Below are 13238 nucleotides of genomic sequence, written 5' to 3'. Positions count from 1 at the left end.
GTTATCACACTAGAAAAATCTTAACGCTTTAACTCAAAAGCAACGAGATCGAGACTTTCTATTCTTTGCTATAGATTGCGGGAAGATATTTCTTCTCCTCTTTATTGCACTCTTGAAGTTTTTCGTAATATTGATAACAGTTAATTACTTGAATTGAAATACGGGCCTCTCTACTTTGGATTACTTCAATTGTCGCATCCGCACCCAATGGAGACGCAAGCAGTAATTGCAGCACATTACAACTGTCATCGCTTGCATCAAAGACTCCTCCCTTTTTCAAATTATTCTTACAAGCATCTCTTGCTGTTCCGATTGAACAGAAGATATTTCCAAGAATAAACAAAACCAATAAAGTTAATATTCTAAAATTCATCATTTTGATAACTCCCCTTTCATAATCTCCATTTCTTTGGTTTCCATAAATTGTTGTATCTGCCTTTCGGGACATACAAAGCTCGATTAGCACCTAACCAAAAATAACCTGCGATATTTTGAATCCCGAAAAGCGTTGTTCCAAGAACCAATGCCTCGTAATCAAAGATCGTCGTCGCTGCGTAATTCACACCCGCTATAATCGACTTCCCTGTCCCGCCATATCGATCATAACTTTTCGGCAAAGCATCGTATTCTCTCTTGTATGCCGCCCTCTGTTCGTTAATCGAATAATAATTCCCCCAGGACTGTTTAATCCATTCTTCGTTAGCTTTTATTGCCTTCTTGTTCAAATCCCAGCTATGCTCTTCATCGTGGGCTATTCCGGATCTATCAACGATAGTCAATGGTGAATTAGGCTTCATCAAAAAATAAATTACAAGCGCAATGCCAGGACCCAAATCTTTTCCTAAGAAAGCATAAAGCATATACTCCATTGTATCTCTTGGCAAAAACCCTCCGCACTTTCCATCACCTTGAAAATTACCAAATACTGCAGGATTTTTTCCACTCACTGGACAACCAGGGCCGGAAGTGTTTCGGATTTGTTGGTTGTGAAGATACAACAACATCAAGTTATTCGTTTCCTTCTGCGGATTATTCGGCAATTGCGCGTATTGATACAATGCAGCGTAGAACATCAAATCCAAACTGTGACCCGATGGATCTGTTGCCCCCACCGGATTCCCTTCTACATACATATATCGATTCTGACCGTTCACTGACTTGGGATCAACAACTGAGTCAGCTTGTAAGTATCTCCCGAGCGTTGGATCGTAGTAACGAGATTTGTAAAAGTAAAGACCCGTTTCCTTGTCTTCCACCTGTCCCGTGTATTTGTAACGGAATATATCCGGGCCATACGAGTCGTTTCGGTTGATGGAACCGTAAGGTTCGTAGGATACGTAACTCACTCCAGGTTCGGGGCCGCTTGCTGGATTTCCATATCCGTCAGTGATGGTTGTTACAGATCCTAAGTGATCCGGGTGATAGAAATACATTCCGTTCACCGGTGTTCCGCCCGTTTGGCCTCCTCCCGAGGTCGTAGCTCCTGGATTTTGAATATTCGGAACTCCTGATGCTAAATTTGATCCCATCGCTAATAACCAAGGAGGATCACCTTGTTTGCCTCCGGTTCCGGGTAAGATTCCACATCCGGGAAGAGAAGTCATCACAAATAACGCAACAATAACCGCTGGGGTTCCGACTCCTCTCCAGGAGAGGTTTTGTAAAAGTGCATTCCCTTTCAGGAAAAACGGATAGGAGAAATAGAGAATTCCTAAAAGAATCAAGAAGTAGAATGCGTTGAATAGATGCGTGGGAACTCCTCCTTGAAAAAACGAGGAATATCCGAAAACCGAAACAAGTTTTCCCTGAATTCGATTCTTGTAATAGTTCCCACAATCGATCGCAACGTCCTTGCAAAATGGATTTGTTAGAATTCCCACAAAAACAGAAATCGTTGATTCTTCCGAACCACCTACCCCACTCGCACCGTTACTTAGTTGCAACGTCGCATCTTCCCTCGTCAACTGAGCTACCGTTTCCCCTTCGATTCCTTTCACATACAGCGTATGTTTCTCAGGCGTTCCCGATACCCTCACGATCTCGTAATCGCTTCCGAAAAAGTAACTCGTCGTCAGCGTATTGTTCGTAATCGATTTGATTCTGCTCCCGGTATAGTCGTAGGTGTAACGGATCGTTTCCGTCGTTCCGTTCGGTGTAATCTCAGTCAGTTTTCCGTAGCTATCGTAGCGTAACACGTCTCCGTTGCGGTTGGTCATATTTCCGCTTGCATCGTATCCGTAACTCATCGCTCCGGTGTTCGCGCTAGTTGCTTGAGTCACCGCATTCGCGTGTTGTGGATCACCGTAGCTCAAGGTATATGCGCCTTTTTGCATCAAGTTTCCGTTTGCAGAATACGAATAGCTTTGCGTTCCGTATTTCCCCGTCGCTTGGGTCACTCTGCCTAAATTGTCCAAGGTAAAATTTTGACTTCTTGTCGGATTCAATCGATCTTCGATCCGCGTGAGTTGTCCCTTCCCGTCATACGTATATTCTACGTTTCCGATTACGCTGCCGTCCGGTTTACGCGTCGTTAATGCGAGCGGTTTTTGGTCCGTAGGTTCGAACGCGATCTCCATGGTCACTCCGTTTCCAGTCACTCTTCTTACGATCGGTTCTCCGTTGCCGTTCAATGCCGGCCCTTCGTATCGTACGACCGTATGTCCTACGCTTGTCCCATCCGCTGAATCCATCGTGATCCCTGAAATACTTCCTGTCGGGGAATAGATTGTATGAAGTTTGGTTCCGTCCGGATACGTGTTCGTAACCACTCTTCCTAAAGAATCATAGTCCGTTTTGAAGATCGCCGTTATATCATCCACGATCTTCGTCTTTTGGATCGTTTCCCCTCTTTGATTATACCGAAACTCTGTCTGACCGCTTCCATCCACAACCTTCGTCAACCTTCCTCTTGAAAAAGGTACACTCGGGTCGTCGTATGAATACCCAATCGATGTTTCGCCGCCGTTCGTATTCTGGGTAAGAATTCTTCCCAAGGAATCATAGGTAAATTGAACGCTCTTTCCTCTTGCATCTGTCTGACTCGCAATTCTACCTTGCGAATCGTAGCTGAACGAAATCGTCCCCGAGTTCGGATCTTGGGTGGAAATCCTTCTCCCAATGCTGTCATACGTGATATTTGTAGTAACGCCGGATACGTCCGTAACCGAACGAATCTCGCCAAACGGAGAGTAAACGTAGGAAATCGTTCTACCGTTTTCCGTTCGGCTTATGGTTTGACCGAGTTCGTTGATCGTCTCGCTTCGAACTTCCGTTTGTCCGTCCGGATAGGTTTTCGATTTCGTTTCCGTATATCCTGTTTTGGAAACTGTTGTCAAAATCGTTCCAGTCGAAGAAGGCTCGACAATCGACGACAAACCTCCATCCGGATCGTTGTATTGAAACGAAACGTATTGAGGAGTTTGAACGCTCAAATAAGGTTGCGATTTACGGATCAATTTACCGATCGCATAATCGAATTGAAACTCTTCGATCGTATTCACGCCGGCAACGGCGGTATTATTTTCCGTTCGAATCGTATTGCCGAAAGCGTCGCGGAAAATTTTAGAAACGTTAACGCTTCCGCTTACGCTGTCCCGAATGCTTTTCGTAACCGATTCGTTATTCGTTAAGTTGTTCAAGTCGTAGTTTCCCGTATTCTCATACGTATATGTTTCATTGGGACTTGTTTCTCCCGGATAAATCACGTTCAACTTTCTTCCGTAGGCGTCGTAATTCGTCGTCGTAACGGAGCCGTTCGGATCACTGATCGAAAGTTCAAGGCCGGTTGTAGAATCGTAAGTCGCAGTCGTAACATGCCCGAGTCCGTTTGTTTTTGTAACCGGAAAATGATTCAGTAAAGAATCGTATGCGATCGTATTCGAGCCGCTGGATGGATCGTTCACGGAAATCACGTTCCCATACGAATCATAACCGAACGAAGTCGTCAAAGGATAAGCACTCGCGGGAAATTGAGTTTTAGAAGTGAGATTATCACCCGTGTATTGAAATTGAGAATCCTCTGTCCAGGTTCCGTCCACATTCTTTCTGGATCGAACGACCCTTCCGATTCTCCACGCAGTCGTATCATGAGAATACTGAGTCGTATTGGTGATAGAATGGGACCCGATCGATTCCGAATCGCTCGTTGCAAAACCGTAGGAATCATAAGAGACGGACTTAACGGATGTGGTCAGCAGATTTCCATTTTGATATAGATTGGAAACAATAGAACCGGGAACCGCAATCTCCGTTCCGAACGAATTCGGAAACGAATGAGCCGAATAAACAGTTGATCGCAGCAAGTTATTGGATGCGTTGTAACTCCGTTCGGATTGAGGAGAACCGGACAGCCGATAATCGTTTTGAAAGTAATCCGTGATCTTGTAAAATCCCGTGTTTACGTCCGTTTCCCGGATCGAAGCAAAGCCGAGACTTCTCGCGACTCCCCTTGTACCTTGATTGTATCTCAAATTCGAATAAGAATAATTTTTTCGATGAGTAACACCCGTAGACATATCTATTTCCGATTGAACGACCAAAAAACCGGGAGAAACGTTTGGCACGTTTGGATAATTACCGGTTCCCGGTTGTGTCGCTCCCGGATGCTGATTTGTCAGCGCGTATTGCACTCTCGAACTTTGATTTCCGGAAGCATTGGATGCGACTTGGAGTAAATCCTCTCCGGTGCTTCTCGGGGAACTGTATCGATAATAAACCTTTCCCATCGTCTTTCCTACGTTCAAGAAAACGAGACTTAGATCGGAAATCCCGTCCAAGTTCATGTCTTGTAAAGAAATTTGATATTGATCGGCTCTCTCGATACCGTTAGCATCCGTATATTCTTGGGGAGAAAAACCGCCGAACGAATAACTGCCGTTCAACGTAAAATTACCGTTACCGTTGGAAAGATAGGTTTCAAATCTCTGTGATTCGCGGTTAAAAAGCACCAAATCGGACAACCCGTCGCCGTTCACTTCTCCGAAATTAAACTGAACTAAGTTCTTACCTGTCCCCGCATTTAGGTTCGTTGCGATCGGACTGGAAAAACCATTCCCCATAAAAATCGATACGACACATTGAGTTCCCGGAAACGAAACAAAATCAAGCACTCCGTCCCCGTTCACATCCGCAAGCGTGCTTCTTTCCGGATCGATCGAATTGGACATAGAATACGTTCTAACTTGAGAAGTGCCGTTACTCAAATTAAAACTTCTGATTTGAAGAGCGTACGTCGCCAGTCCCACTGTGCCTTGCGCGTAAATCGCTCCGATTTGAGAGTTAATCGAATAACTCTGTTCGCCTACGAAGTTCATTTTCGCGCTTACGATATTTTCCAGCACGGTTTGAAGATTTGTAAGGTCGGTGCTATCGTAATCGTACGCACTGCCGTTCAGTTCGTAATAATCCGCAAGAAGGCTATTTCCATTTGTATCCAAATAAGCGATGAAATTTTGAAATTCCGCTTCAACGATTACATTCCCGGTCGTCGAAACGGGAAAAGAATCGGCAACCGCTTTCGCTCTTGTGTGGTCCGCTTGATACTGCGCCATCAAAGTATCCAACGCGGCTTTTTGAGCCTGCAAAGCGCTCAATGTTGGATTATCATAAGTCTGGATAAGCTGAAGATAATCCGCCTTCCCATCGCCCGTCATATCGACCATGGCATTTAGAAAGAAATCGTTACCCCCTGCAATAACGATCGGATTATCAAAGTACGTCTCCCGGTTGATATAAATGGAAAAACTACTTCCATTCGCATGAACAAAGTCGGTCAATTCGTCGCCATTCATATCCGCAAAAAAATCCGCAGCCGGACGATTGCTCGCTTGAGGAGACGTACTATTCGGACCGTAATGGAATCGATATTCGTACGGACTAAAAACGCTCATATTGCGGTTAGCTCCGGCCAAACTAACGTTCCCAAAAAGGACAGGTGCGCTAAAACTGGTTCCGTTTGAGTAGATCCCCCAAAGTCTTCCTCCATCCTCGTATGCGAAATCCGTTTTACCGTCCCCGTTTAAATCGACGGGTTGAAAATAGGTATTATAATGAATTGGAATATTCCAACTAGTAAATGTAATTGGACCTTGTCCGATCCGTTGAATATGCCCGGTTAAATGAATCGATCCGTTCTCTTCGGTACCGTTGATCGCGACGAAATCCGATATGCCGTCACCGTTCAGATCCATAGGCAACCAAGCCGTTAAAGCGGAATTCACACCGTTCACACAAGCATCCGGCCCGCCCCAACCCAAAAAGCCCGCACAGTTCCCGGCTAAATATTCAAAGAAACCTTGATTTCCTCCCCAACATGGAACCAACAAAGCGCAAAGACAGGATGCGGCACCTAGGTTACATGCGTTTCGATCCGGAACGGGAACTTTAACAACGTATTGGAGAGACGCATCGATATTTGTATCCAGTGCGGAAGGGTGGTAAGGAAGACTACTATTAAAAAAAACGTTTAAGAAATCAACAGCAATGTTCGGAATGAAAACGTTCATCGTTGTCGTGTCCGTAAACACTTGATAATCGAGACTTCCGATCGAGAAACTACCCGATTGATTCGTATATGTGAAATTCAAGTCGTCAAAATTTTCAGAACCGAACGTATTACTGCCCGATCGCTTAATCGTCCGAAGTACAGTTCGACCCGTTACCGGACCGTAAGAATAATCGAGATCATACGTTCTAAATATGCTACCCGCAACTAAGATTTCGATTTTATCGAGTCTCTTTTGGATCCGCTCCAAAGTTCCTAAAATGTAATTCGAAGTTTTGTCGTTTCGGTTTTCGTAAACAAACCGGATAATTCGATCATTGTATGTAATCGTATCTGGATAATAATCGCCGTTGGTAACGTCTATGGAAGAATATTGAATGTTATAACCGTTTCCGTGGACGTCCTCTTCGCGACTCAAAGTCCATTCACGAATCGACCCCGCTGTTCTTCCTAACGCTGGAATTCTGGAATCTAAACTTCCTCCGAAAAAAAATCTTCTACCGGACTTATCCGTTGCAATCCATGAACAGGGAGCGTCTCCGCAAGTTCCCTGCGGTGAAAATAAGATCCAAGACTCTTTTCGGCTGTGATACTTCGTTTTATTTCCGCTTACATCGATCAATTCACCGGCAAGGGAAGAGATATACTGATCCGTACCGTTATAGGAAATTCCGTAAGAAGGATTTCGAGAAATGGAATGAATTCCGTTTAAATCCCAGCCCATACCTACAATCCCGTTTCTACCATTGGAATTGTAGGAAAGCGACAACTTAGGAATTACGTCTTTTGTACCTTTTGGGAGCTCAATTTCGTATTGAGTACTTGCAGAACCATCCGAACCTGCATGGATCACAGTGAGAGCCTGTGGAATTCCGGATGAAAAAGCCGAAGCGACCGCGCTAAAGAAATTTCGAACACCATCTACAAAGGAAAAATTTAATACAAATAGAATGGAAACAACAAGATAGATAACTTTTGCAATTCTCGATTTCATCCCTAACCCCGAAATTTCGTTTTCATAATCGCAAACTGCAACAAGCCTCTATGTCTCTTAGGCTACATTATTTTGCGGCTATTTTGACACCATTACAAAAGGTGTCGTAAGTTTGGTATTATTTTTTGAATTTTCGAAGATTGAGTGAAGTTATGAATTATAATTTTCAATAAAGTATTATTTAGGTATAAACCGCAATTTGAAAGATACATTATAACTTGATATTTCGTATTCTTTACTTCCTTTGAAACATTCGCATTAAACAATTTACAAATAAGACACAAATTTAATTCCTTGTTTAAGTATTTACGGGATTTAAAGGTGAAAGTTTCTTATATTATTTTTCTTGCATGTGCTTTGATACTCCCCTATTCGCTTTTTGCATCGGAATTGCTACTTAAAACAGGAGAGGCGTTCCTTATCGAAGAGATAAACGAAAATGCGGATGTGGTAAACGTTCGCTGGAAAGGTAGACAATACAGAATTCCGAAGCATGAAGTCCAGAGGATCGATTATCAAAAAAAGGGACCAGAAAGCTCTTATCTGTACTCCGAATTTCAACTAACTGACGGCTCCTCAATTCGAGGAATCATCGTTGAACGCAAAAAAGACCGCTATATTTTCCGAACCGATCTTGGTTTCGTTGAGATCGAAAAATCAAAAATTCAAAACCTATCCACAAAAGAAAACGAATCTGAAGCTCCGGAACTTCCGGAAAAATATCTATCAGGCCGTTCCGGCGAAAATCAACTCTATGTCGGTGGGAGTTTTCTCATTCAGGGAAACCTCGGCCAATGGAATCGAACGAATCCGGGAACCGCAGGGTTAGGATTTTTTATCGAAAAGGGATTCGTTAATAAACCACTTTGGTTTTATGGTTTTCTTTCTGAACTTTCTTTAGCCCCGTCTGCACAAGGCTCCATAACACTCTGGAATCAATCGGGATACTTAGGCAAACAGTGGGGATCATCCTCGCCGTATTTTCTATTTGGAGGAGGTATCACCGGGGTTCAATGGACGCATAACTCGAAATCACAGAATGGGATCGACCCCGAGGTTTTAGGGGAATTTGGCTGGGCTTGGGAATTCAGTAACGGCTCAAGACTTCGCCTTGGACTTCGTTCTCAATGCACCTTTGAAGCAAGTGACTCGCTTTGTCGCTCCGGTCTTCGAATCTCCTGGGGGTTGTTATTATGATTCGCATTCTTGTTTTCGTATTTTCCTTTTCACTTTTCATCTCTTGTCAGAACTCTCCGCTTTCATCGATTCATGACGCGGAAACGGCCAAAGTTACGTTCGCAGTTGTCTCTCAGCTTGGACCTCGCTCCGCTACTCTTTCCTGGGAGTGTTCCGCTTCTTTGCCCGGATCCGTTGTATATGGGAAAGGTGGGATCGAGTCGGCGACCACAAGTCTCGAAAATGCAAAATTTCATTCTATGGTCCTTCAAAACCTTGAATCAAACACCGATTATTTAGCTTATGTTTTTTGTTCGTCGGACCTCGAAAATCTCCAAGGCGCACCAATTGCATTTAAAACTTGGGTAAGCGATTTCCCGAATCGAACTCGCGGACTTTGGATTGTCGGCGGAATCGGTGCGGACGCAAATCCAGTTTCTCAAATTGATTTTTTTGATCCAGTTACCTCTACATGGTATCCGGCTGTAACTTCGATCCCCACCCCTCGCGCTTTCGCGAACATTGTTTCCCACAAAGATAAAATTTATGTCATCGGCGGACTTGAAAAACAGGCCGGTGTATATGTTGCTTCTAAAAAAACGGAAGTCTATGATCCGTATACAGATCAGTGGAAGACTCTTGCCGACTTACCAACCGCAAACCAAGGAGGGGTTATCGCAAGCGTCGGTGAAGAAATTTTTATCATTGCAGGAACGACGACTACCGACATGACAACGGGAACAATTCTGAATACGGTTTCTCGTTTTTATCCCGGTATTGGACCTGTCGGCATTTGGCAAAGTTATACTTCTCTTACCGCAATCTTTTCCAGAGTGGATATGTCCGGTTGTGGACTCAATGGTTCGATTCTTTTTACGGGGGGAAGATTTACAAACGACGGTTCTTCGCAAGCAACGTCGGACAGCTATGTTCCTTCTGTGAATTCCATAACAAGTGCGGGAGAACCTTCGATCAATTTAGCAAGACATGGAGCGGGTGCTGCTTGTGTAAAACCGTTAAACTCTGACCCCTACCCTACTGATCCAGAGTGGTTTGCAGTTATCGGTGGTTCTACAGGAACAAGCACGCTTCAACCAGTTGGATCGATTACTACCTCAAACAGAACCGACTTTTCTCAAATCGGCTCCGGAGCGTTTACGATAGGACCAATCCTTCCCGTTTCCGTATATTTTCCAGGAACACAAGCATCGTACGAAACGAGAAAGCTCTTTGTTTTCGGTGGAGCGACCGCTCTGAACATTCCGACGGATTCCGTTTATTCCATCGGACTTCAAAATCCCATCGCAAGCACTTGGACGCTCGATTCTCAAAAAATGCCCCGAGCGCGATATGCTCACAAGGCAATCCGCATCGACAGGTAAGAATATGAAGATTCCTAAAACTTTTCTTTTACTTGTATTCATTTTCTTACCCATTATCGCAGAGGAACAATCCTTTTCAGGAAGCTATGAAGATGGGAATCGTTTGATTGACGAAGGTCGATGTCTCGAAGCCGAGAAGCTTTCAACTCTTCTATTGGAACAGAATCCATCTGATCCTAACGCAGAACTCTTGATAACTCGGTCTTGGCTTTGTTTAGGAAAAGAAGAAAACAGACGAAAAAATCACGCGCGTGCCATTCAATATCTCCTAAAAGCTCAAAAACACTGGTCATTAAATACTGAGATCAAATCCGAACTTGATGCCGCTTACCAAGGACAAAAGAAAAAAATTGTTCTTCCGACTGCATTTCGTGGAACCCCTACGAATTCGCAGATTGATCGTAGTCAAGCGGATCAGTTGAAAGAAATAGAAGTATTATTAAATGAAATTTTAAATACTCTGAAAGAGTCGAAATCGGACGAGGGCAAAAGAGAAAGAAACGAAATAATATTTTACTCTCTTGTCGTGGCTGGTATTTTTTTAAATTTACTTTTCAAAATAAGATCACGAAAATTTTGACCTAATTTTATTCAGATTCAAATGAATCGTAAACTGTATTCAATTTGAGAGCGGCATATACTTCGAAAAGACGTCGCTCGATCGGATCGGCGATTTCAATTACCGCTAAATCCCAGGTAGAGATAAGCTCTTGCGCTCTCCTGTGTTCTTCAAGAAATCTGTCATTTTGCATACACAGATTTCTGCTCAAGCCCATATCCAATTTATTTTTAGCGATTTGATATGCCAGCGGGGAATGGTTCGTGCCTTTTAAGTGCTGTCTGATCCGAGTAGAAATGCTCTTTGTTACGCTGATGTATTGGATATTTCCTCTTTCGGAGAACACATAACAACCAGGAAAATCTTCGTAATTTTTTAATCCGAAGTGATTCGTAATCGAACTGAAAATCGCAGTTTCCCCGAGTCCTTCTTTTGAAAAAAGCTTCATAGGAAGCGGATTTTTTAACCGAGCGGATAGTTCTTTAAAATAATTTGGCAAAGTAATTTGTGCTATTTGCTCGAAATTTTTCTTTTCTTTCAACATGAAAAATAACTGCCACCTGCCGAATTATTGATTCGATTCAAGCACCTATCTAAATCACTAAATTGTTTATTTTTTAGTATAAATGGATTCTGAATTATTGGAAATAAATTCTAAGATTAAATTGCATATTTTTGCATCCGACTCCGCAAGTCTCATCTCCAATAGCTCCAAGCAGCTAATAAACTGGATTGTTGTTTCTCCTAATAATGAATCAATCCCCTTGTCGGATTCACATTGAATTTCGGGACTCAGCAACAATGCCTCGTTAAAGGTTTCTGCGATCGATCCTGCCTTGATTCTTTTTAATGAGAATAATGTCTGCTGAACACTTATTTCATCTAAACTAAGAAAGTATCCAGTTAGCTCCCCTCGTACAGCTGAATAGTAAAGATTCCATACAAGTAAAACAATTTGCTGTTCACCATTTAAAGATTCGAGATCACTTTCACTTTTCAACTTCTCAATGGAACTCAAAGCATTCAAAAGAACAGAATCGTCACTTTCGAAAAATTCCATTTCCATAAAAAACCCCTTTTTATCCTATTTTAGAATATGTCAACTTTAGCCTGTGGATTGGACGGAAACCTTCAACTATACTGTTATTGATATTATGTTATCAACAACTATTCGTCCCATCTCTTGCGCTGACCATTAGAATATCATAAAATACGATTTCATGTCTTTTCCTTTATGCAACTTCCTTATCTTGTTTTAGTTCCGAATCAACAAACAAAACATAATAGGGCATTTCAACTAGCTCCTTGAAATAATGTTGAATATGAATTTTCAGATTTTCTGGAATATCTGTATGAAATTTTAATACTCCTCTTTCCATTGTGTATTTCGCTTCTTTCAATATCTGAAAATCCACCTTCGAAACTCGTCGCTTTGTGATTCCTAAGAAATCTTCATAACTACCCTTTCGATAGTTGATCGTTTCTTGGACATCTTTTCGATTCTTAACAGTCTCACCGCTTTTATTTTCCGGGGTTTTATTTTCTGAGTTCAAAGCTGGCTTATTGTTTTCTCTATATCCCGGAGTATCTAAAAAGCGTACTGTCATTTTCTCTTTTGTTTCTTCCAAAAAATATTTTGTAATTATCATTCGGATTGATTCTGGAACATTCCCATAAACCTGAACTTCATTGTTTTCTATTTTTGCCGTGACTGAATTCAAAATTTCTCTCGATGAAATCGTGAGTTTTTCCGAAGCCCAATTGCTAAGTCCTCGCCATGTCGATTCTTGGTAGGTTTTTTCTTTCGACGCTGCTTCCACAGTTGCATTTTCACTTCTGCTATTCATGAGCGTTTGGTAAGTAGTTAGGATCGTGTCTTTGTAACTATACGCACATGCGATGTTCACCGAAATGGTTCCCCAAAATCGTAAGTCTGTTTTAAACTCCGGTGAACACTTAATGTATATGAGCTTACGAATAACGTCCAAAACAATATCCGAATCTTGACTTTCTTTGAACCAGAGTTTTGTTTTTGCTTTCTCTTTATCCAAGGTCGCCGTATATTCACCATACTCTTTCAAAATCAAAGTCTTTGCCATCTCTGAAAGTTTTTGAAAGTAATCGTTAAAAAGTGAAAGATTCTCTTTTTTGTTAGATGGTTGGTTAGTACAAGTGTTAGAAGAACTAGACCCCGTACCATCGTACGGGGCTGCTCCGTACTCATTTTCGGTGCCGCCTAGTCCATTTGTCCTAGAAGAAGAGAGTTTATATTCGATCCTTTCTTTGATTACGGCGTCGTGATAATTAGAATTCAAGATTCTACTATGGCCGTGGAAAGTTCCAGCTTCAAGATAGCCCTCTCTTCGAAACTCTCTGATATATTTAGAAACTGAAGTTTCCGCTAAACCGCACATTTTACCAAGAGTTTTATTTTTAGCGTTGCATCCTGCCCGGCCTTCGGCACGAGCTTGTATATCTAAGTTCGTAATTACCGTTAGGAGTTTTTCTTTCTTCCCAGATAACTCTAATGACGCGATGGCATAAGAGATCACAGTCGCTCGTTTGACGTCCTCGACCATATTTTTTTTCCGTTCTACAGTGCCAGACATAGTTTGGGCGTGGCAC

The 13238-nt window shown here is 42.4% G+C and carries 8 protein-coding genes; 3 read left to right on the top strand and 5 right to left on the bottom strand.

The window, feature by feature from the left end:
- Positions 1 to 58: 58 nt before the first annotated feature.
- Both DLM76_RS20725 and DLM76_RS20720 read right to left on the bottom strand, forming a co-directional pair.
- Positions 59 to 448, bottom strand: a complete 390-nt coding sequence (locus tag DLM76_RS20725; protein WP_346725448.1) for a hypothetical protein — start codon at positions 446 to 448, stop codon at positions 59 to 61.
- On the bottom strand, positions 393 to 7496 hold the full coding sequence (locus DLM76_RS20720) for an RHS repeat-associated core domain-containing protein (RefSeq protein ID WP_118966450.1): 7104 nt from the start codon (positions 7494 to 7496) through the stop codon (positions 393 to 395). The genes DLM76_RS20725 and DLM76_RS20720 overlap by 56 nt, the downstream gene beginning before the upstream one ends.
- A gap of 321 nt (positions 7497 to 7817) precedes the next feature.
- Here DLM76_RS20720 and DLM76_RS20715 point away from each other — a divergent pair, with 321 nt between their 5' ends.
- The 3 genes from DLM76_RS20715 to DLM76_RS20705 are packed head-to-tail and all read left to right on the top strand — an operon-like array spanning position 7818 to position 10634.
- On the top strand, positions 7818 to 8693 hold the full coding sequence (locus tag DLM76_RS20715; protein WP_118966449.1) for an LA_3334 family protein: 876 nt from the start codon (positions 7818 to 7820) through the stop codon (positions 8691 to 8693).
- Entirely contained in the window at positions 8690 to 10054 is a 1365-nt protein-coding gene (locus DLM76_RS20710; RefSeq protein ID WP_118966448.1) for a kelch repeat-containing protein, read from the top strand. Before DLM76_RS20715 ends, DLM76_RS20710 begins: the two co-directional genes overlap by 4 nt.
- Before the next feature lie 4 nt (positions 10055 to 10058).
- Positions 10059 to 10634 carry a hypothetical protein gene (locus tag DLM76_RS20705; RefSeq protein ID WP_147455815.1) on the top strand — a complete coding sequence of 192 codons (576 nt, stop codon included), beginning with the start codon at positions 10059 to 10061 and terminating at the stop codon, positions 10632 to 10634.
- A 7-nt stretch (positions 10635 to 10641) separates the two neighbouring features.
- On the opposite strand, the gene DLM76_RS20700 is transcribed toward DLM76_RS20705, so the two are convergent.
- From DLM76_RS20700 to DLM76_RS20690, 3 genes are all read right to left on the bottom strand, one after another.
- Positions 10642 to 11157 carry an endonuclease gene (locus DLM76_RS20700; protein ID WP_118966446.1) on the bottom strand — a complete coding sequence of 172 codons (516 nt, stop codon included), beginning with the start codon at positions 11155 to 11157 and terminating at the stop codon, positions 10642 to 10644.
- 66 nt (positions 11158 to 11223) lie between these two features.
- Positions 11224 to 11679 carry a hypothetical protein gene (locus tag DLM76_RS20695; protein ID WP_118966445.1) on the bottom strand — a complete coding sequence of 152 codons (456 nt, stop codon included), beginning with the start codon at positions 11677 to 11679 and terminating at the stop codon, positions 11224 to 11226.
- A 166-nt stretch (positions 11680 to 11845) separates the two neighbouring features.
- Positions 11846 to 13192, bottom strand: coding sequence for a DNA-binding protein (locus tag DLM76_RS20690; protein WP_118966444.1), 1347 nt, complete (start codon positions 13190 to 13192; stop codon positions 11846 to 11848).
- Positions 13193 to 13238: the final 46 nt, after the last annotated feature.

The sequence above is a fragment of the Leptospira yasudae genome, assembly GCF_003545925.1.
GTDB classification, from domain to species: domain Bacteria; phylum Spirochaetota; class Leptospiria; order Leptospirales; family Leptospiraceae; genus Leptospira; species Leptospira yasudae.
The sequence above is the reverse complement of the archived record's forward strand: the minus strand, read 5'-3'. Positions and strand labels throughout refer to the sequence as shown.